The sequence below is a fragment of the Paraburkholderia sp. MM5477-R1 genome (genome assembly GCF_050436385.1).
Taxonomy (GTDB): Bacteria; Pseudomonadota; Gammaproteobacteria; order Burkholderiales; family Burkholderiaceae; genus Paraburkholderia; species Paraburkholderia tuberum.
The window spans coordinates 2,173,108-2,194,294 of the sequence record NZ_JBNDMC010000006.1; the positions used below are offsets into that span (position 1 = coordinate 2,173,108).

The following is a 21,187-nucleotide window of genomic DNA, read 5'->3' on the forward strand; positions in this document are numbered from 1 at the left end:
AGAATTGCCGGGTAGCGTTGTTTTTCGACATGCAGTTGTCCGCATGCGACATCCACGCAAATCCGCCCAGTGTTTGCCGTGTTGTTGCGGTGTGATCAGTCGTATTACTTGTCGACGACGAGATCGGTCAGCGGCTTGCTACAGCACAGCAGCACCATGCCCTGATCGATCTCGCGCTGACGGATACCGCCCGCGTGCTTCATCGCCACTTCGCCGGACACGAGCTTCACCTTGCAGGTGCCGCACATGCCTTGCGTGCACGACGCCGGCAGCCGCACGCCCGCCTGCTTCGCCGCATCGAGCACATGCTGGCCGCCGCCGCACTCGATCTCGCGATGACTGCGCGTAAACCTCACCTTGAAACGCGTGGCGGTTTCGGCCAGCGCGCACGCATCGCTCAGCGCGTGCGCGACAGGCGCTTCGGCCAATTGCGCGGCCACTTCGCTGACGGTCTCGAACGAGAAGCTTTCCTCGTGATAGTGCTGGCGATCGAAGCCGCCTTCATCGAGCAGATTGCGCACCGCCTGCATATACGGCGCGGGGCCGCACGTGAAAATCTCGCGCTCCAGAAAATCCGGCGCAATCAGTTTCAGCAGCGGCAGCGTCAGAAAGCCGGTGATGCCGGGCCAATTGGTGCGCGCGCCCACGCGTTCGCAGACGAACGCGGTGCGGAAATGCGCCTGATTGGCGGCGATCAGATCGAGCTCGCGCGCGAAGATGATGTCGTCCGGCGTACGCGCGCTGTGCACGAAGACGATATCGCTGTCCTCGCCGAGTTCATGATGCGCGCGGCTCATCGACATCAGCGGCGTGATGCCCGAGCCCGCGGACAAAAACAGCAACTTGCGCGCCGGATGCCGCGCGCAGGTGAATTCGCCGGCTGGGCCCAGCACGCGTACCTGCATACCCGCATGCAGATGGTCGTGCAGCCAGTTGGACACCGGGCCGCCCGGCACGCGCTTGACGGTGATCGAAATCGTATGCGGCCGGGTGGGCGCAGACGAGATCGTATAGCAGCGATTGACGCGCTCGCCGTCAATCTCCAACTCCAGCGTGATGAATTGCCCCGGCTCGAACACGAACGCCCGACCGGATGGCGCGCGAAAGAAGAAACTCTTCACGTCGTGCGTTTCGCTGCGGACCTGGCAGCACTCCAGCGTGTCGTCGGCGTCGCTGTTCCAGCGCGCCGGCAGCGCGTCCCAGAAGCGCGGCTGCGTGACGCGGCTCGGCGCGTCAGCTGGATTCTGTGAAGTCTGCTCGATGTCCGCTTGAAACATGGCCTGATCGCGCATCATGGTTGTCCCCCCGCTCCTCATTGCGGTCTTGCGCTCAGCGCATGAACGACACGACTTTCTCGTCGTGCACCGCCCGTGAGTTCCCGTCGTAATCCGCGAGACGGCCGATATACCACTCGCAGAACTTTTCGACGAGTCCTTCGGTGAACGGCGAATAAGGACCCGGCTCATACGCACTGCTCGTCGCGCCGCGCTGCGAATATTCGACGAGCGCGCGATCCTGGTCGTTGGTCGCGCGCCATACGGCGGTCAGATTGTCGACGTCGTAATCGATGCCTTCGCGCGCGTCCTTGTGCACGAGCCATTTGGTGCGCACCAGCGTCTTGCCGGCCGACAGCGGAATCGCCGAGAAACTGACGATGTGGTCGCTCATGAAGTGATGCCACGAATTCGGCTGGGTCCAGAACGACAGGCCGCCGAGATCCGCATGCCTGAAACCGCCGAGCAGCTTCTTCGAGGCGACCTTCGCGTCGAGCGTCTGCGATTCGCCGTCGCGATCGAGCGGCAGACGTTGCGTACGAAACCCGGTGACCAGGTCGGCGAGCCGCTCGATTTCCGCCGACGGCAACTGCATCGCCTCCCACTGCGCGGTGCGGCGCGCGACCGTCGTCTCGAACGCGGCCATGCCCTCCTCGTTCGCCGGCGTGCGCTGATAACCGAAACCGTATTCGTACAGCGAGATGGTCAGCTCCGGATGGTTCGCGACGCAGTGATAGCACTCGCGATTGTTTTCCATCGTCAGCTTCCAGTTGCCCTCCTCGATGATGTCGATCGACGCGGCGATCTTGCAGCCGGCCAGATCGTGCGGCAACAGATACGGTTCCATCGCGGCGCGCATCACGGCGAAATCGGCGGGCGGCTGCTCGGCGAGGCAGATGAAAATCAGTCCGGCGAGATTTTCGACATGCACCGCTTTCAGACTATGTTTGCAGCGCTCGAACTGCTCGCCCATGTGCTCGGCGAACATCAGGTCGCCATTGAGGCTATACGTCCAGCTGTGATACGGACAGACGATATTGCCGAGCGAGCCCTTGCCGGTATTGCACAGACGCGCGCCGCGGTGGCGGCATACGTTATGAAACGCACGCACCCGCATGTCGTCGTCGCGCACGATCAGGATCGAATCGTCGCCGATCTCGACCGTCACATAGTCGCCCGGCTCGGGCACGTCGGGCTCGACCGCGACCTGAATCCAGTGCTGGCGGAAAATCGCGTCGATGTCGAGCGCGAAGATGGGCTCGCTGGTATAGAACGGCGCTTCCAGCGTGTAATTCTGCTTGCGGCGTTCGATCATTGCGCGAACGTCTGCGGAAACTTTCATTGTTTGCTCCGTTGCGTGTCACGTCTGGCGCCGCGCCAGGCCCTCCTGGTCGCATGCTGGCCCGAGCCGGAATTCAGTAATCCACCAGTTGATGCTCGCGCAAATACGCGAGTATCACTTGTGCTTTTTCGACGGAACTCCCTTCAATTACGACGCTGCCGCCGCGGCTCTCGGTCGTCGTCGCCGACAGCATGCGCGCGTGGCCCGAGCGCTTTTCGGCGGCGGCGAGGCGCACCGGTTTCGCTGTGGCGGGGCCGATCGTCCATGCGGACTGTTCGGGAGTGGTGCCGTGCCGCGCGTCGGCGACCGGCACGTCGGCGCGCTCGATCGTGCCTTCGCGCATCCGTGCATATGCGTACGACGTCGCGACGTTCGCGAGCGGATGCACGGCAACCAATGCCGGCAGCCGCACTTCGACGCGCCGTCGCAGGCCCTTCGGCATGAACTGCCGGACCTGCGCTCGACCGTCGCGCAGCGCCAGATCGACGGCGGCGCCGACGAGCGGCACCGCCAGCGCATGCGCGACGCGATACGGCAGCATGCCGCTATCGAAACCGCCTTCGGCGCGCGTGCCGGTCAGCACCAGCTCGTAGCCACGCAAACGCCCGGCGAGTTGCGGCGCAGGATTGGCGTCGGGCGGCATCTCGAGCACTTCGACCGAACGCGCGCCGAGCGCCAGATACTCGTTCAACGCGGCGTTCGACGGATCGCCCGCGTGCAGCACGTCGAGCGTCGCGCCATGCGTTCTGACGAGCGACAGCGCCAGCGTCAACGCCGCCGCATCGTTGCGGCTGTAGCGCGCGACGCCGCTGACCGGGTGACGTCCGACTGAAACCAGCACGGCGATCTTCATGCGAGCACTCCTTCGGCAAGCTTGCCCGGCCGCAGCAGCGCGGCCGAGGTGGCGCGGGCACCGCGCGCCGTGGCCGCCGCCTCGTTGAGCGCCGCGATGGTTTCCTGCGCGTCGGCGATCACGGTCAGATTCGCGCGCTTCGCGATCGGCGCGCTCGCGTCGAGATTCACCGCGATCACATGGCGGCAATCCTTGATGCCTTGCAGATGCTGCACCGCCCCCGAGATGCCGAACGCGATATACACGCTCGCCTCGACGGTCTTGCCGGTCGCGCCGATCTGCTTGTCGCGCGTGAACTTGCCGTCGTCGACGGCAACCCGGCTGGCACCGATCGCCGCGCCGAGGGTCGCCGCGAGTCGCTCGAACGCGGGCACGTCGCTGACGCCGTTGCCCGCCGACACGATGAAATCCGCCTCTTCCAGCGCGACCTGCGCCGCGTCGATTTCGTCGATGCCGAGATCGTGTATCGCTCCTTGCGCGACCGTGCTGTCCGCTTCGCGGTCGAAGCGCCACGCGACCCGCTCGCCCGCGCCGACGAACGGCAGCTTCGGATCGACCGCATTCGGCTCGAGCAGCACGACCTCGGGCAGCGCGCGGCTGGCGAGCGCCGTATCCGCGCGAATATAGGTGCACACGTGCCCGGCAGCGATCTCGACGACGTGCGTCGCGACGCTTGCATCGGCCGCCGCCGCATAGCGTCGGCCGAGGTCGCCGTCGCCGGTCGCGTTGTCGGGCAGCAAGACATGGGCTGGCGCATAGGCCGCGACGCAGGCCGCCAGCGCATTCAGTTCATCGTCCGGCGCGTACGTGCGGGGTTCGAACATCGGCAATTCGATCAGCTTGTCGGCGCCGAGCGCGGCGGCATCGCCGGTGAATTCGCCGAACACCAGCAGCACGACTTCGCTGTGCGTGTCCGCGATCAGCGCGGCGGCGGCGAGCGTCTGGCGCGCATGTTCATCGAGCGCGCCGCGGTCCGCGTGCGCCGCGACCAGCAGCACATGGCGCGGGGCGGCCGTGGTGCGGCGCGGCTTCGGCTGTTCGCGATGCGCGGCGTGACGCGCATCCGCTGGCGACGCACTGCCGCCGGCGTCCGCGATGCCAACGACGCCGAGCGTGATGCGCCTGAGTCCCTGTGCCGTCACCGTGAACGGCCGGCGCGGATCGATTCGATTGAGCGTATTCATCATCGCGTTACTCGAGCGCCGCGGCGACCAGTTCGGCCACGTCCAGCACTTCCGGTCGCGGCCCCACCACCCCTTCGAGCATCGCGGTGCAATTCGGACAGCCGACCGCGACGATCTCCGCGCCGCTCGCGCGCGCGTCGTCGATACGGATGTCGGGAATCCGCCGTTTGCCGGGAATATCGGTCAGCGGTGCGCCGCCGCCACCGCCGCAGCAGCGTCCACGCAGGCCGTGACGCTCCATCTCGACCACCTTGATACCGATGCTCTTCAGCACCCGGCGCGGCGCTTCCGTCTCGCCGTTGTAGCGGCCCAGATAGCACGGGTCGTGATACGTGATGTTGCGCTCCGCGACGGCGGCGGCCGCGCGCGGCGACAGCTTGCCGCTCGCGATCAGTTCGTCGATCAGCGCCGTGTGATGCTGGACCTGATAGAACCCGCCGAGCGCGCGATATTCGTTGCGCAGGCTATGCAGCACGTGCGGATCGGCGGTAACGATGCGCGCGAACGAGTACTGCGCGAGCGTCCCGATCAGCGTACGGGCCAGTTGCTGGAACGTCGCTTCGTCGCCGAGCCGCCGCGCGGTGTCGCCGGTATCGGTCTCGACACCGCCCAGCACCGCGTAATCGACGCCCGCGCGGTTCAGCACCTTGACGAGCGCCCGCAGCGTGCGCTGATAGCGCATGTCGAACGCGCATTCGCCGGCGATCAGCAGCACGTCCACGTGACGGCCCGGCTGCGCGAGCTGCACCTGCAGATCGACGGCCCAGTCGTAGCGCGCGCCGATGTCGTAGCCGTTGAGGCTGCCGGTTTCGCGCAGATTCGCGAGCGTCGCCGGCCCCTTGCCCGGCACGCTGCCTTCGACGAGCGTCTGATTGCGGCGCATGTCCACGATCGCGTCCACGTGCTCGATCAGCATCGGGCACTCCTGCACGCAGGCGCGGCAGGTCGTGCAGGACCACAGCGTGTCCGCTTCGATCAGCGTCGAGATCAGCGGCTTGGCGGGCGCGCCCGCGTGCTTGCCGACCGGAATGCCGGGCGTCGGGCTGCCTGCGTACTGCGCGTCGGTGCCGCCGACCATGCCGGTTACCAGATCCTGAATCAGCTTCTTCGGATTGAGCGGCTGACCGGCCGCGAACGCGGGGCACGCCGCTTCGCATTTGCCGCATTGCACGCAGGCGTCGAAGCTGAGCAACTGGTTCCAGCGGAATTCGACCGGCTTGCCGACGCCGTATTCCTTCGCGTCGAGCAGCGGGGTTTTAAGCGCGGTGGGCGGCACGGCATCGCGAGCGTGACGCGCTGCGGTGGAATCGGCAAAGCGCTCCTGGCGCGGATGAAACGCGAGATGCAGCAATCCGGCCAACGCATGTTTCATCGGGCCGCCACGCGCCGCGCCGAACGTCATCGTGAACGCGCCCGCCGCGATCAACAGCGCGACGATCACGGCGAGCGCGCCGGACATCATTGTCGCCGGAAGCGCGATGAACAGCGCGAGACCGAGCGCGAACGCGCCCAGTAGCAACGGCAACTGATCCCACGGCCCGCGCGAGAGTCGCGCCGGCACCGTCTTCGCGCCATGCCGGCGGCGCCACACGAACACCGTGCCGATCAGCATCGCCAGCGCGGCGAGAAAGATCAGTTTGTCCAGCCACGGCGAGTAGATCGCGAGACCGTAGTTGACGAACACGAGCGCCATCGCGAGGATCGCTCCGCCCGCCGTGGCAACGTGCGTGCGGGCGATATACGGATCGCGCGCGACCACATGATGCAGGTCGACGAAGTAGCGCTTCGGGATCGCGAGCAGATTGGCCCAGCCATAGGCGCCCGCGACGGTCGCACGGCCCTCGCGCCAGTAGGCGGCGCGGCGCGCCAGCGCGAACGCGAGACCGGCCACCGACACCCACAGCAGGACGGTGATGACAAACACGGGGCTCATCGTCAGAAATCCTTGCAAAGGCGCAGCGCGTCGTAGATCGCGCCGTGAATGTTGTGCATCGAGATGCAGTCGCCGACCCGGAACAGCAGGAAGCGGCCGTCGCCGAGCTGCTCGTCGAGACCCGGCTGCGGTTCGGACGCGAACAGTTTGTGCACGTCGACCTGGCCGCGATTGACCGATTCAGGCTTCAGCTGCCAGTAAAGCCGGTCGTTCGGCGTACTGCCGTTTTCGATCACCACCTGATCGACCGCGCGCTCCTCCTGCTCCTCGGTGTACTCGTTGCGGATCACGGCGATCTTCTTGCCGTCCTCCTCGTACACCCTGTCGAGCCAGTAATTGGGCGTATGGATCACGCCTTGCGCGTACAGACGGCGATAGAAGATCGGGAACGTGGTGCCGCCGACGTCGTCGGCGACCTTCACGTCGGGCGTGACGATCTCCACGTTGGCGCCGCGGCTCGCGATGAAATCGGCCACACCCGCCCCCGCATGCGTGCTGACGCCGTCGTACACGAGCACGTTTCTGCCCGGCTCGACCTTGCCGGCCAGCACGTCCCACGAACTGACCGCGAGCCCCGCGTCGACGCCCCACGCCGCGACCTGCGACGTGAACGCCGAACCGCCGGTGGCGAGCACGACGATGTCGGGCTTCTCGGCCATGATGGTCCGCTCGTCGGCGGCGACACCGAGGCGGCGGTCCACGCCGAGACGCTTCGTCTCCATGTCGAACCAGCGCACGATGCCCGCCATCTGCTCGCGCTGCGGCGCTTTCGCCGCCAGCATGATCTGGCCGCCCACGTGATCGTTCTTTTCGAACAGCACCACGTCGTGACCGCGCGACTTCGCGACGCGCGCCGCTTCGAGCCCCGCCGGCCCCGCGCCGACCACCACGACCTTGCGCTTCGGTCCGCGCGAGCTGGCGATCACGTGCGGCATCGTCGCTTCGCGCGAGGTCGCCGCGTTCTGCACGCACAGCACATCGAGCCCGTTGTACTGACGGTCGATGCAGTAGTTCGCGCCGACGCACTGCCTGATTTCGTCCTCGCGGCCATTGCGGATCTTGATGACCATATGCGGATCGGCGATCTGGGCGCGCGTCATGCCGACCAGATCGACCATGCCGCTCGCGAGCAAGCGCTCGGCCTGGCCGGCGTCGCGAATGCTTTGCGCGTGCATCACCGGCACCTTGACGACCTGCTTGATGCCGGCCGCGAGATGCACGAACGGCTCGGGCGGCAGCGCCATCGGCGGCATGCAGTTGGCGAGCGTATTGTGCGTGTCCGCGCCGGAACCGATCACGCCGAGATAGTCGATCAGGCCGGTCTCGCTCATCGCCTGGGCAATCTCTTTCAGCTGCTCGTGATCGAGCCCATCTTCGTGGAATTCGTCGCCACACATGCGCAGGCCGACGCAGAAGTCGGCGCCCACCGCCGCGCGCACCGCCCGCAACACTTCGACGCCGAAACGCAGGCGGTTTTCGAGCGAGCCGCCCCATTCGTCGGTACGGAAGTTGGTGCGCGGGCTCCAGAACTGATCGATCAGATGCTGGTGCGCCGCCGAGATCTCGATGCCGTCCATGCCCGCATCCTTCACGCGCTTCGCGGCCGCCGCGAAGTCGCCGATGATGCGGCGGATCTCTTCGACCTCGATGATCTTCGCGTTGCCGCGATGCACCGGCTCGCGCACTCCCGACGGCGACATCAGATGCGGCCAGTGCTCGCCGTGAAACGCCGAGCGGCGTCCCATGTGGGTGGCCTGAATCATGATTTTCGCGCCATGCGCGTGCATCGCTTCGGCGAGCCGAGCGAGCGGATCGACGATCCGGTCGGTGGCGAGATTCACCGACTTCCACCAGCCTTGCGGGCTGTCGATCGACACCGGGCTCGAACCGCCGCACACGGCGAGTCCGACTCCGCCCTTCGCCTTTTCCTCGTAGTAGCGGATATAACGGTCGCCGGGCAGGCCACCCGGCTCCGCATAGACCTCCGCGTGCGCGGTACTGACGATGCGATTGCGCAGCGTCAGCTTGTTCAACGTGAGCGGCTTGAAAAGGTTCGGGTAACGCATCGCGATCGACCTCGGAATGCCCGGATTAGATTGACGCGAGCGGCGAGACTTCGAACACGCAGTGCTCGTGTCCCTCCGCCGCGCAGCGCGCTTCTTTCGACTGCGACGGCGGGCCCTTGCGCGCGCCGTCGGGCGCGGTATCGTTGACCCAGTCCATCGCGCCCGCGAACCAGCCGGCGAACATGTAGCAAAGCTTGCCGGTCTTGCCCGGTTGCGCGAGCACGAACGACGAGTGCCGCAATTCGATCCGCGCATGCGAGCTGGCCGGATCGGCTTCGATGATCCTGAAGATGCCCCAGCCGCGCTGCGACAGACGGTTCAGGTAATGCTCGAATACCGCCATGCCGGCAAGACCATGTTGCTTCGCTTCCTTCTCGCACCAGAAATAGGCGGACTTGTGACCGGCCTTGTAGAGAATCCCGGCGTACGTATCGCGGCCGAGCGCTTCCTCGACGGCGACGTGGTTGTTGGTAAAGAAGTGGCGCGGCACGTACAGCATCGGCAGCGCGTCGGTGGTCCAGACGCCGGTGTCCGGATCGACGTCGATAGGCAGTTGGGGTTGCATGTGGAGACTCCGTTTCGTATCCGCTATGAAAACAAGGGCTAAAGCTCACACCTTCCAGACTTCACCGAACACCCGTACCCAGTTTTCGCCCATGATCTTGCGGATGCGCGTCTCGCTCCAGCCGGCGCGTTCCATCGCGGCGGTCAGGTTCGGAAACTCGCCGATCGTGCGAATGCCTTCGGGATTCACGACCTTGCCGAAGTTCGTCAACTGGCGATAACGGCCCTTGTCGTGCGTGATCCAGTCGAAAAACTCTGTGCTGTAGCCCTGCGTGAAATCCGTGCCGATCCCCACCTGGTCCTCGCCGATCAGGTTCACCACGTACTCGATCGCCTCGATATAGTCCTCGACGGTCGCATCCGGTCCGCGCTTCAGGAACGGCGCGAACATCGTCACGCCGACGAAGCCGCCCGCGTCCGCGATCTCCTTCAACTGCTCGTCGGTCTTGTTGCGCGGATGCTCCTTGAGCCCTGACGGGCAGCAATGCGAATAGCAGACCGGTTTCTTCGAAGCCGCGATCGCCTCCGACGACGTCTTGCCGCCCACATGCGACAGATCGACCATGATGCCGACGCGGTTCATCTCCTGAATCACTTCGCGCCCGTAGCCGGACAGACCGCCGTCGCGTTCGTAGCAGCCGGTGCCGACCAGGTTCTGCGTGTTGTAGCAAAGCTGCACCACGTTGACGCCGAGATCCTTGAACGCTTCGATATAGCCGAGGTTGTCCTCGAACGCATGCGCGTTCTGGAAGCCGAAGATGATGCCGGTCCTGTTCTCTTTCTTGGCGCGGAAGATGTCGTCGGTGGTGCGCACCAGCGTGAGGATTTCGCTGTATTGGCGGATTTGCTGCTTCATTTCGGCGATGTTGTCGACGGTCTTCTGAAAACTCTCCCAGACCGACACCGTGCAGTTGACCGCGGTCACGCCGCCCTTGCGCATGTCCTCGAACACCGAGCGCTCGAACTTCGAAATGTTCAGCCCGTCGATGATGATGCTGTTCTCGTGCAGTTGACTCATCGTTTGCTCCACGCGTACTCAGTAAATGGAAAAGCGCTCGCACAGCGCGAAAATCTCGCGGCGCACGCGTTGTTCGGTTGCGGCATCGCCTTCGGGCGACACGCGCAGCGCATCGAGCACCTCGACGATCAGACGCCCGACCTCGCGAAACTCGCTGACACCGAAGCCACGTGTCGTGGCCGCCGGTGTGCCGAGGCGGATGCCGGAGGTGATGGTCGGCTTCTCCGTATCGAACGGAATGCCGTTCTTGTTGCAGGTGATGCCCGCGCGCTCCAGCGCCTGTTCGACCTGATTGCCCTTGAGCCCCTTCGGCCGCAGATCGACCAGCAGCAGATGGTTGTCGGTGCCGCCCGTCACCAGATCGACGCCGCCCGATGTGAGCACCTCGCCCAATGCCCGCGCGTTCGCGAGCACGCTGTCGATATAGGTTTTGAAGTCCGGCTGCAGCGCCTCGCCGAATGCGACCGCCTTGCCGGCGATCACGTGCATCAGCGGGCCGCCCTGCAAGCCGGGGAACACGGCAGAGTTGATCTTCTTTGCGATCTCCTCGTCGTTGGTCAGCACGAATCCGCCGCGCGGACCGCGCAAGGTCTTGTGGGTGGTCGACGTGACCACGTGCGCATGCGGGACCGGATTGTCATGGCGGCCGGCCGCGATCACGCCGGCGATATGCGCCATGTCCACCATCAGCTTCGCACCGGCGCCATCGGCGATCGCGCGCAGCCGCGCGAAGTCGAGCGCGCGCGGATAGGCGGAGAAGCCGGCGATCAGCAGCGCGGGCTTGTGCTGTTGCGCCAGTTCCTCGATCTGCTCGTAGTCGATCAGCATCGTGTCGCGCCGCACGCCGTACTGCACCGCGGTGAACCACTTGCCCGACATCGCGGGTTTCGCGCCGTGCGTCAGATGCCCGCCCGCGTCGAGCGACATGCCGAGCACCGTGTCGCCCGGCCTGGTGAGCGCGAGCATCACCGCGCCGTTCGCCTGCGCGCCGGAATGCGGCTGCACGTTGGCGAACTTCGCGTCGAACAGCTGCTTGATGCGATCGAGCGCGAGCGTCTCGATCGCGTCGACGTATTCGCAACCGCCGTAGTAACGCTTGCCCGGATACCCTTCCGCGTACTTGTTGGTCAGCACCGAGCCCTGCGCGTCGAGCACCGCGCGCGACACGATGTTTTCCGACGCGATCAGCTCGACTTGCGACTGCTGACGCTCGAGCTCTTTCAGAATGGCGCCGCGCACGGCCGGGTCGCGCGCCGCTAGCGAGTCTTCGAAGAAGGGATTCGGGTTCGACATGGAAGGTCCGTGAGAACGTTGACGGGGAGGCTCCTGCGGGTCGCCGGCGGGATCGCGCTACCGCTTTGCCCTGGGTCTATTCTTGACGGTCACCCGGCGCGTCTATTTACGAATTCAGACGCGTTCTTTGCCTTTTCCGCCATGCGCAACCTTTTTCGACAAGTCGGCGCAATCCGCGCGCTCAGCGCTGCACTACAACGCAGTATTCCTGCGCCGATCGGGTGCGCTGCAAGAGCGTCGCCGCGCTGTTCCGGTGCCGCGCGGATGCTTTCATCAGTCGATTGCTTAGCTATTCCAGGCTTTGTGCGCAGTATCCAAGGGTTTAGCCTGATGGCACGGTAGTTGCCCTGATACTCAGAATTCAGATAGTCGCCCTCCCCACGGCGACGCGACATTTACATCAGGAATCACCGTTCACATGTCCACCGATCGCACGGCATCGTTGTCGCATTTCGCATTCATGCCGGTCCCCAACTTCACGATGATCGCCTTCTCGAACGCGATCGAAGTGCTACGCATGGCGAACTATCTGACGGGCCAGACGCTTTACCGCTGGTCGATCGTGAGTCCCGCCGGCGGGCCGGTCATGGCGAGCAACGGGTTATCCGTCGATACGGGGCCGGTCGAATGCGTCGGGCAACCCGATATCGTGTTCGTGGTCGGCGGCATCGACGTGCAGCGCTCCACCACCGCCGAGCATCTGTCCGCGCTGCGCCGTTTCGCGCGCATGGGCTGCGTGCTGGGCAGTCTTTGCACGGGCACCTATGCGCTCGCGCGCGCCGGCCTGCTGGCCGGTTATGCGTGCGCGATTCATTGGGAAAACATGTCGGCGCTGAAGGAAGAGTTTCCCGATACGCGCTTTCTGAAAGAACTGTTCGTGATCGATCGCGATCGCGTGACCTGTACCGGCGGCGTCGCGCCGCTCGACATGATGCTGAACCTGATCGCGCCGCGTGTTGGCACCGCTCGGGTCACGCAGATCGCCGAGCAGTTCATCGTCGAACACGTGCGCGACACCAGCGCGCAGCAGAAGATGCCGCTCGTCGCGCGGCTCGGCTCGGCCAACAAATCGCTGTTCGAAGTGATCTCGCTGATGGAGAACAACATCGAGGAGCCGCTGTCGCGCGAAGAGCTGGCGCGCCTCGCCGGCATGTCGCAAAGGCAGTTGCAACGGCTGTTCCGCGAGCATCTGGGCATGACGCCGACGCACTACTATCTGACACTGCGCCTGCGGCGCGCGCGCGAGCTGCTGTTGCAGACCGACATGTCGATCATGCACATCACGATGGCCTGCGGCTTCCAGTCGGCCTGCCACTTCTCGAAGAGCTATCGCGATGCGTTCGGCACCGCGCCGACGCGCGAGCGTCGCAAGCAGGTGCCTTCGCTATCGAACGCGCCGGTGATGGCCGCTTGATACCAGCGGCCAACGAACCTCAAGCGGCCTTCAACAACCCGTGCGGGTCGATCACAAACTTCTTCGGCGCGCCGCCGTCGAATTGCCGGTAACCCTCGGGCGCATCGTCGAGCGACACCACCGTCACGTTGACGATGTCGGCGATCGGCAAACGGTCCCACAGGATCGCCTGCATCAGATTGCGGTTGTACTTCATGACCGGTGTCTGCCCGGTGTGGAACGAGTGCGATTTGGCCCAGCCGAGCCCGAAACGCAAGCTGAGGCTGCCCTGGCGCGCGGCGGCATCGGTCGAGCCCGGATCGTCGGTCACGTAGAGTCCGGGAATGCCGATCGCGCCGGCCGCGCGGGTAATTTCCATCAGCGAATTGAGCACCGCGGCCGGGGCCTCCTCGTGTGAAGCGCTGCTGCCGTGACCGTGTGCTTCGAAGCCGACGCAGTCCACCGCGCAATCCACTTCGGGCTTGCCGAGAATCTGCTCGATCTGTTCGCCGAGCGTCGCGTCCTTCGACAGATTGATAGTCTGGAAGCCCATCTTGCGCGCATGCGCAAGGCGTGCCTCGTTCATGTCACCGACGATCGTGCAGGCCGCACCCAGGAGGCGCGCGGACGCGGCCGCCGCCATGCCGACCGGGCCCGCGCCCGCGATGTAGACGCTCGCACCGGGCTGCACGCCGGCCATCACCGCGCCGTGATAGCCGGTCGGCAGAATGTCGGACAGGCACGTCAGGTCACGGATCTTCGACATCGCCTGCGCGCGGTCGGGAAATTTCAGCAGGTTGAAGTCCGCGTACGGCACCAGCACGTATTCGGCCTGGCCGCCGATCCATCCGCCCATGTCGACGTAGCCATACGCGCCGCCCGCGCGCGACGGGTTTACGTTCAGGCACACGCCGGTATGCTGCGCCTTGCAGGTCGGGCAGCGCCCGCAGGCGACGTTGAACGGCACCGACACCAGATCGCCGACCTTCAGCGTCTCGACATCGCGCCCGACCTCGATCACTTCGCCGGTAATCTCGTGCCCAAGTACGAGGCCGACCTCGGCGGTCGTGCGGCCACGCACCATGTGCTGATCGGAGCCGCAGATATTCGTGCTGACCACTTTCAGGATCACGCCGTGGCCGATCGAACGGCCGCGAGGATCGACCATCTTCGGGTAGTCGATCGATTGCACTTCGACCATACCCTGCCCCAGATACACGACGCCGCGATTGCTGCTCATTGTCTCGTCTCCATGTTCGTGAGCGGCACGCCCCGCACGCCGCGCGGCGCACCGTTTCACCAGCGTAGCGGCCGCCCGGAGCGACACCTGTGTCGAACCCGACACGCGTTTGGCTTCAGCCGACAACGCCGGCGCCGCTCGGATTGCCGCCCACAACTTTTTCTTTACCGTCGCCTAACTTATCCTCGTTTGCCAGCGGTTCTCGAAAGCCCGATAGTGCTGCCTCAGCCGAATCGCCGATCCACCGATTCACACTCCCCCGACCGAGGACCCGTTTGCCATGAAGACCCGAGCGCTCAAACTGATAACAACCGCCAAGTTCGCGCTGCTCACGCTCTGCGCGATCTCACCCGTCGGCCACGCGGCCGAGCCCACCGCCGCGCAACTCCAACCGACCATCGATGCCGCGATCAGGCCGCTGATGGCGAAGTACCATATCGCCGGGATGGCGGTCGGCGTGATCGACGACGGCAAGCCCTACGTGTACAACTACGGCGTCGCGTCGACGCAAACCGGCAAGCCGGTCACACGCGACACGCTGTTCGAACTCGGCTCGGTCAGCAAGACCTTCACGGCGACACTCGCGTCGTATGCGCAGCTCGACGGCAAGCTGTCGTTGTCGGACGGCACGGAACGCTATCTGCCGACGCTGCGCGGCCGCCCGTTCGGCAAAGTCAGCCTGCTGAACCTCGGCACGCACACGCCTGGCGGCCTGCCCCTGCAGGTGCCGGACGACATCCATAACGACGCGCAATTGCTGCGGTACTTCCACGACTGGGAGCCCGCTCATGCGCCCGGCACGTTCCGCACCTACTCGAATCCCGGCATCGGCACGCTCGGCCTGATCACCGCGAAGACCATGGGGCAGGATTTCACCGTGCTGGTGCAGCAACGCGTGTTTCCGGCGCTCGGTATGAAGAGCACCTATATCGACGTGCCCGCGGCGAAAATGCCGGACTATGCGCAGGGCTATGCGAAAGACGGCGCGCCGGTCCGTCTGACGGGCGGCGTGATTTCCGCCGAAGCCTACGGGGTGAAGTCGACCGCCGCGGATATGCTGCGTTACGTGCAGGCAAACATGAATCTGATTCCGCTCGACAGTCAGTGGCAGCGCGCGATCACGGACACGCATACCGGCTACTTCCAGTCCGGCGTGCTGACCCAGGATCTGATCTGGGAGCAGTACCCGTATCCGGTCGCGTTGCCGACCTTGCTGGCCGGCAATTCGCCGGAGATGGTCCTCAACGGGACGCCGTCGACCGCAATCAAACCGCCGCTGCCGCCGCAGCAGAACGTCTGGATCAACAAGACCGGATCGACGAACGGCTTCGGCGCGTATGTCGCGTTCGTGCCGCAAAAACGCATCGGTATCGTGATGCTCGCCAATCGCAATTTCCCGAACGAAGCGCGCGTGAGCGCCGCGCATCAGATCCTGACGGCGCTGGATGGCGGCAAGCCCTGATACGGCGTGGACTTACGGGCGCAGCCGCGCACGCGCTGCGCCGGCGATCCGCGCGAGCGCATCCGCGCTCAGACGAGCCGCGATTTTCTCGACGTACGCATGATGCCGCGCTTCGAGCGGCGCACCGAGCTCCCGCGCGAGTAGATAGCGGATCAGCGCAATGCGCCGATGACGCAGCGCGATACTTTGATCGAGCAGCGCGAGCGCGGCGCCGGCATCGCGCTCATCGCACGCGCGTGCCGTGAGAAGCGAGGTGGCCGCGCGTGCCGACGTCATGGCGAAATCGGCAAAGCGAACCGCGCGTCGCTCAGCACATCAACGGCTCGGCGGCGTCGAGCATGATCCTGACGAAGTAATCCGCGAAGCTGCGACGCACGACGATGTCGAAACTGTCGGCGCCCGTGGGCAGCAACGTGATCGACGCCTTGAAATAGTGGCTCTGCGCGCACTGCCCCAGGCCGAAAAGTTTGGGATGCAGGTCGAGCGGACAGCCGCGCGCGAGCACGTCGCGCGTCCGCGTGCCGGTGATTTCAAGCACCGTATAGCCGCTGCCCACATCGACCGCCGATGCGAACACGCCCGCGAACGCCGCGCCGAGCTTCGCCTGCAACGGCGCCGTGCGCGTCGCATCGTGCGCGGTCTCCGAACGCACGAGCCATTCGTCCGGGCCGAGCCAGACCATGTCGTAGCCGTTGCCGCGCGCGACGGTGTTCGGCTTCTCCGGCGGCTTGCAGCCGATCACCTGTTCCACCGCGCGAATGAACGCCGCGTCGCGCGTATCGCCGCGCACGTTCACGAGTTCGAGAAATGGCCGCTCGCCGAGCCGGAACGCGGCACTCGCGTTGGCCTGATGCTGTTTCAGCAGCCCATCCACACCGACCAGCGGCGACTCCTGCCACGCGCCGTTTTGCCGCCCGAGCGTGCGGTCCACGATGGACACCGTTCCGCCAGTTTCATTCCACATGTTGACGTGCTCCTTCGCTGTCGTAGAACACCGGACTCGCGATCTTCGCCGCGATCTGTTTGCCGCTCGCGAGTGGAATCGTGACGGTCGTGCCGATCTTGTCGAGACCGCCCTTGACGACCGCCATCGCGATCGAGCGTTGCAGAATCGGGCTGTAATAGCTCGACGTGACGTGCCCGAGCATCGGCGCGGTGTCGCCCTGGAACGGACCGGCGACGATCTGCGAGCCCTCGGGTATCACGAACGACGCATCTTCCGCGAGCAGCCCGACCAGTTGCTTACGTCCCGCCTTCGCGGTGTCCGAGCGGGCGAGCGAGCGCTTGCCGAGAAAGTCCTTCGACTTCGCGACGAGCCCGCCCATGCCGAGGTCGTGCGGCGTCATCGAGCCGTCCGTATCCTGGCCGACGATGATATAGCCCTTCTCCGCGCGCAGCACGTGCATCGTCTCGGTGCCGTACGGCGTGATGTTGAACTCCGCGCCCGCGGCCATCAACGCTGCCCACACCGCGCGTCCGACGTTGGCCGGCACGTTCACCTCATACGCGAGTTCGCCCGAGAAACTGATGCGCATCACGCGCGCCGCCGCGCCCGCGACGGTGCCTTCACGATACGTCATGAACGGAAACGCCGCGTTCGCGAAGTCGATGTCGTCGCAGACCTTTTGCAGCACCTTGCGGCTCATCGGGCCGACTACCGCAAAAGTTGCCCAGTGATCGGTGACCGACGCGAGCCGCACGCGCAGGTCGGGCCATTCGGTTTGCAGCCAGCGTTCGAGCCACGCGAGCACACGCGCCGCGCCGCCGGTGGTGGTCGTCATCATGTAGTGCTGCTCGGCGAGGCGCACGGTCACGCCGTCGTCGAAGATCATGCCGTTTTCGTCGAGCATCAGGCCGTAGCGGCACTTGCCGACTTCGAGCTTGGTCCACGGATTCGTGTACACCCAGTTCAACAGTTCCGCGGAATCGGGGCCCTGAATATCGATCTTGCCTAGCGTCGACGCATCGAGAATGCCGACGCTTGTGCGCACCGCGAGCGCTTCGCGCGCAACCGCCGCGTGCAGATCCTCGCCCGCTTTCGGGTAATACCACGGACGCTTCCAGTTGCCGACGTCCTCGAACGCCGCGCCGTGTTCCACGTGCCATTCGTGTACCGCCGTCTTGCGCACCGGATCGAGCAATTCGCCCAATTCCCGGCCGGCGAAAGTGCCGAACGTGACCGGCGTGTAGTTCGGCCGGAACGTCGTCGTGCCAGTCTCGGGAATGGTCTTACCGAGCGCCTGGGCGAGAATCGCCATGCCGTTGATGTTGCCGAGCTTGCCCTGGTCGGTGCCGAAGCCCATCGCGGTGTAGCGCTTCACGTGTTCGACGGATTCGAAGCCTTCGCGCGCCGCGAGGAAGATATCGGCCGCCGCGACGTCGTTCTGGAGATCGACGAACTGCTTGGGCCCGCGCGTGGCCAACTCGCGTCCGCCGACGAGCCACAGCGGTTCCAGCTTCGTTTCGCTCAGTTCGGCGACCTGCACCGGCTTTGGCCGCGTGACGATGTGCCCGGCCGCGCGCGCCGCTTCGACGCCGGCGTCGAGCGCGAAGCGAATGCCCTGGCCGAGCGTGAAGTCGCCCGCGCAGGCGCCGACGCTGGTCTCAGGCTGGACCGCCTTGCCCGGCACGAAGCAGGCCTTGTCGTCGTGCCAATGGGCTTTGCCGCCCGACTGCGCGAACAGATGCAGCACGGGGCTCCAGCCACCCGACATCGCGAGCAGATCGCACGGCAGTTGGCCCTGCTGAGCGGTGATTTGCCCTTTCGCATACGAAGCGAGCGACACCGACGCGACGCGCAGCTTGCCATGCGCCGCCGTGGCGACCGTGCCGTTCAGCACCTTGATGCCATGGCGGCGCGCAAGCGCGGGCAGCGTGCCCTTCGATTCGCCCGCGCGCGGATCGATGACGCTCACCTGCGCGCCGGCCGCCTTCAGGTCGAGCGCGCATTGATAGCCGTCGTCGTTGTTCGTGAACACGATCGCATTGCGACCCGGCAGTACCGCATACCGATGCAGATAGCTCGACACCGCCGACGCGAGCATCACGCCAGGCAGATCGTTGTTGCCGAACACGATCGGCCGTTCATGTGCGCCGGTCGCGAGAATCACGCGTTTCGCGCGGATCTTCCACAGCAGTTCGCGCGTGCCCTTGCGCTGCGACACGGGCAGATGATCGGTCAGGCGCTGGGTGACCGTGACGAGATTGTGGTCCTGATAGCCGAACGCGGTGCTGCGGCTCAGGATCTTCACATCGGGCAACTGCCGCAATTCGTCCTCGATTTTCTGCACCCACCGCAGCGCGGGCTTGCCGTCGATCTCCGCGCCGCAGGACAGCAGCGAGCCGCCCAGCTCGGGCTGATCGTCGACGAGCGTCACGCGCGCGCCGGACAAGGCCGCCGCGTGCGCGGCCGCGAGCCCGGTCGGGCCGCCGCCGACCACCAGCACGTCGCAATGCGCGAAGCACTTGTCGTAGCGGTCCGCGTCGCGCTGTCGCGGCGCGGTGCCGAGGCCGGCCGCGTCGCGAATCGCTTCCTCGTACTTCGGCCAGAGTTTGCGCGGCCACATGAAGGTCTTGTAGTAGAAGCCCGCCGGAATGAAGCGCGCGATCTTCTGGTTGATCGCCATGCGGTCCTTCTCGATGCTCGGTTTCGCGTTCACGCTGCTCGCGACGAGCCCCTGGTACAACTCGACCTCGGTGGCCCGCGCGTTCGGCACCGTGTAGGCGCCGGTCTCCAGTTGCACGACCGCGTTCGGCTCCTCGACGCCCGCGGTCACGATGCCGCGCGGCCGATGATATTTCCAGCTGCGCGCGACGAAATGCATGCCGTTCGCGAGCAATGCGGACGCGAGCGTGTCGCCTTGATAACCCTGATACTCGACGCCGTTGAACGTGAAGCTCAGCGCGATCGCGCGATTGATGCGCCCGCCGGTCGGGAGTCGGTCTTTCTGGCTCATGATGCTTTGCCCTCTTGTGCCTTTACCTGTGCGTTTGCTGCCTGTGTATCGGTACTGTCCAGCGCCAGCAACGGACGCTCGAACGTCTGATAGCCCTGGAACGCATAGCTGACGGTGTCGCGCTGCGCCTTGAACCAGCGGCGGCAGCCCTGCGTGTGGAACCATTGCTCGCGATGCACGCCGCGCGGGTTCTTGCGCATGAAAAGGTAGTCGCCCCATTCCTTGTCGGTGAGCTTGTCCGTGTCGAGCGGGCGGGCGATGTCCGCCTCGCCGCCGCACGAGAATTCGGTTTCGGCGCGGGGACCGCACCAGGGGCATTCGATCAGCAGCATCTGTGTCTCCTTGTCGACTAGTGGGCCACGGCGGCAGCGCCATGCTCATCGATCAGATGACCGGTATAGAACCGGTCCAGCGAAAACGGCGCGTTCAACGGATGGGGTTCGTCCTTCGCGATCGTGTGCGCAAAGACCCATCCCGAGCCGGGCGTCGCCTTGAAGCCGCCCGTCCCCCAGCCGCAGTTGAAATACAGTCCCTTCACATCGGTCTTGCTGATGATCGGGCACGCGTCCGGCGACACATCGACGATGCCGCCCCACTGCCGGTTCATCCGCACGCGGGAAAACACCGGGAACATCTCGACGATCGCCTCGAGCGTGCCCTCGATGATCTGGAAGCTGCCGCGCTGCCCAAAGCCCGTGTACTGATCGACGCCCGCGCCGATCACGAGATCGCCCTTGTCGGACTGGCTGATATACGCGTGGACCGCATTCGACATCACGACCGTGTTGACGACCGGCTTGATCGGCTCCGACACCAGCGCCTGCAACGGATGGCTTTCGAGCGGCAGTCGCACGCCGGCCATGTCGGCGAGCGTCGACGTGTTGCCGGCCGCGACCACCGCGACCTTCTTCGCCTTGATGAAACCTTTCGTCGTGTCGACGCCCGTCACCTGGCTGCCGTCGCGGCGAATGCCGACGACCTGGCAGTTCTGCACGATATCGACGCCGGCCTGATCGGCGCCGCGCGCGAAGCCCCACGCCACCGCATCGTGCCGCGCCACGCCGCCGCGCCGCTGGATCGATGCGCCGAGCACCGGGTAGCGGCTGTTCAGATTGATGGTCGGCTCGAGTTCCTTGATCTGCGCGGGCGTGAGAAATTCGGCGTCGACGCCGTTCAGGCGGTTCGCGTTGACGCGGCGTTCGGTGTCGCGCACGTCCTGCAGCGTATGCGCGAGATTCATCACGCCGCGCTGGCTGAACATCACGTTGTAGTTCAGATCCTGCGCGAGCCCTTCCCACAGCTTCATCGCCTTCTCGTAGAGCGCGGCGGATTCGTCCCACAGGTAGTTCGACCGCACGATCGTCGTATTGCGCGCGGTGTTGCCGCCGCCGATCCAGCCCTTCTCGAGCACCGCGACATTGCGCACGCCATGCTCCTTCGCGAGGTAGTACGCGGTCGCGAGACCGTGCCCGCCGCCGCCGACGATCACGACGTCGTATTCACGTTTAGGCTCGGGGCTGCGCCATTGCCGCTCCCAGTTCTCGTGATACGACATCCCGTTGCGTAGCAGGCTGAATATCGAATAGCGGCTCATCGTCGGTCCTTTGCG

17 protein-coding genes are annotated in these 21,187 nt (G+C 65.3%); 2 read left to right on the forward strand and 15 right to left on the reverse strand.

Annotation, left to right across the window (positions count from 1 at the left end; translation table 11 throughout):
* Positions 1 to 104 precede the first annotated feature (104 nt).
* From OKW35_RS28455 to OKW35_RS28495, 9 genes are all read right to left on the reverse strand, one after another.
* Complete coding sequence (locus tag OKW35_RS28455) at positions 105 to 1,295, reverse strand: FAD-binding oxidoreductase (protein ID WP_429553766.1); 1,191 nt, start codon at positions 1,293 to 1,295, stop codon at positions 105 to 107.
* 34 nt (positions 1,296 to 1,329) lie between these two features.
* On the reverse strand, positions 1,330 to 2,616 hold the full coding sequence (locus tag OKW35_RS28460; RefSeq protein ID WP_429553767.1) for an aromatic ring-hydroxylating oxygenase subunit alpha: 1,287 nt from the start codon (positions 2,614 to 2,616) through the stop codon (positions 1,330 to 1,332).
* Between the two features lie 73 nt (positions 2,617 to 2,689).
* Positions 2,690 to 3,469 (reverse strand): electron transfer flavoprotein subunit beta/FixA family protein, encoded by a 780-nt coding sequence (locus OKW35_RS28465; protein ID WP_429553768.1) that lies wholly within the window; start codon positions 3,467 to 3,469, stop codon positions 2,690 to 2,692.
* A complete protein-coding gene (locus OKW35_RS28470; RefSeq protein ID WP_429553872.1) occupies positions 3,466 to 4,653 on the reverse strand; it encodes an electron transfer flavoprotein subunit alpha/FixB family protein in 1,188 nt (395 codons plus the stop codon). The genes OKW35_RS28465 and OKW35_RS28470 overlap by 4 nt, the downstream gene beginning before the upstream one ends.
* A gap of 7 nt (positions 4,654 to 4,660) precedes the next feature.
* Entirely contained in the window at positions 4,661 to 6,586 is a 1,926-nt protein-coding gene (locus tag OKW35_RS28475; RefSeq protein WP_429553769.1) for a (Fe-S)-binding protein, read from the reverse strand.
* Between the two features lie 2 nt (positions 6,587 to 6,588).
* Positions 6,589 to 8,652: an FAD-dependent oxidoreductase gene (locus OKW35_RS28480; protein ID WP_429553770.1), complete on the reverse strand. Its 2,064-nt coding sequence runs from the start codon at positions 8,650 to 8,652 to the stop codon at positions 6,589 to 6,591.
* A 25-nt stretch (positions 8,653 to 8,677) separates the two neighbouring features.
* Positions 8,678 to 9,217, reverse strand: coding sequence for a DUF5943 domain-containing protein (locus OKW35_RS28485; protein WP_018425095.1), 540 nt, complete (start codon positions 9,215 to 9,217; stop codon positions 8,678 to 8,680).
* Positions 9,218 to 9,262: 45 nt separating this feature from the next.
* Positions 9,263 to 10,234, reverse strand: a complete 972-nt coding sequence (locus tag OKW35_RS28490; protein WP_429553771.1) for a dipeptidase — start codon at positions 10,232 to 10,234, stop codon at positions 9,263 to 9,265.
* Positions 10,235 to 10,252: 18 nt separating this feature from the next.
* Complete coding sequence (locus OKW35_RS28495) at positions 10,253 to 11,527, reverse strand: serine hydroxymethyltransferase (RefSeq protein WP_429553772.1); 1,275 nt, start codon at positions 11,525 to 11,527, stop codon at positions 10,253 to 10,255.
* A gap of 418 nt (positions 11,528 to 11,945) precedes the next feature.
* On the opposite strand from OKW35_RS28495, the gene OKW35_RS28500 reads away from it, so the two are divergent.
* Positions 11,946 to 12,941: a GlxA family transcriptional regulator gene (locus tag OKW35_RS28500; protein WP_429353764.1), complete on the forward strand. Its 996-nt coding sequence runs from the start codon at positions 11,946 to 11,948 to the stop codon at positions 12,939 to 12,941.
* Positions 12,942 to 12,960: 19 nt separating this feature from the next.
* Here the strand turns inward: OKW35_RS28500 and fdhA are convergent, their stop codons facing one another.
* Complete coding sequence (gene fdhA, locus OKW35_RS28505; protein WP_184060221.1) at positions 12,961 to 14,160, reverse strand: formaldehyde dehydrogenase, glutathione-independent; 1,200 nt, start codon at positions 14,158 to 14,160, stop codon at positions 12,961 to 12,963.
* Positions 14,161 to 14,440: 280 nt separating this feature from the next.
* Here fdhA and ampC point away from each other — a divergent pair, with 280 nt between their 5' ends.
* Complete coding sequence (ampC, locus tag OKW35_RS28510; RefSeq protein WP_429553773.1) at positions 14,441 to 15,622, forward strand: class C beta-lactamase; 1,182 nt, start codon at positions 14,441 to 14,443, stop codon at positions 15,620 to 15,622.
* Between the two features lie 12 nt (positions 15,623 to 15,634).
* Here ampC and OKW35_RS28515 read toward each other — a convergent pair whose 3' ends face one another.
* Genes OKW35_RS28515 through OKW35_RS28535 form a run of 5 tightly spaced genes read right to left on the reverse strand, consistent with a single transcriptional unit; the run spans position 15,635 to position 21,172 of the window.
* Positions 15,635 to 15,898 (reverse strand): hypothetical protein, encoded by a 264-nt coding sequence (locus OKW35_RS28515; protein WP_018425089.1) that lies wholly within the window; start codon positions 15,896 to 15,898, stop codon positions 15,635 to 15,637.
* Between the two features lie 31 nt (positions 15,899 to 15,929).
* The gene (locus OKW35_RS28520) at positions 15,930 to 16,586 is read right to left on the reverse strand and encodes a sarcosine oxidase subunit gamma (protein WP_429553774.1); all 657 of its coding nucleotides are present in this window, start codon (positions 16,584 to 16,586) and stop codon (positions 15,930 to 15,932) included.
* Positions 16,576 to 19,578, reverse strand: a complete 3,003-nt coding sequence (locus OKW35_RS28525; protein ID WP_429553775.1) for a sarcosine oxidase subunit alpha family protein — start codon at positions 19,576 to 19,578, stop codon at positions 16,576 to 16,578. The genes OKW35_RS28520 and OKW35_RS28525 overlap by 11 nt, the downstream gene beginning before the upstream one ends.
* Complete coding sequence (locus tag OKW35_RS28530) at positions 19,575 to 19,910, reverse strand: sarcosine oxidase subunit delta (RefSeq protein ID WP_018425086.1); 336 nt, start codon at positions 19,908 to 19,910, stop codon at positions 19,575 to 19,577. The genes OKW35_RS28525 and OKW35_RS28530 overlap by 4 nt, the downstream gene beginning before the upstream one ends.
* Positions 19,911 to 19,927: 17 nt before the next feature.
* Positions 19,928 to 21,172 (reverse strand): sarcosine oxidase subunit beta family protein, encoded by a 1,245-nt coding sequence (locus OKW35_RS28535; protein ID WP_429553776.1) that lies wholly within the window; start codon positions 21,170 to 21,172, stop codon positions 19,928 to 19,930.
* Positions 21,173 to 21,187: the final 15 nt, after the last annotated feature.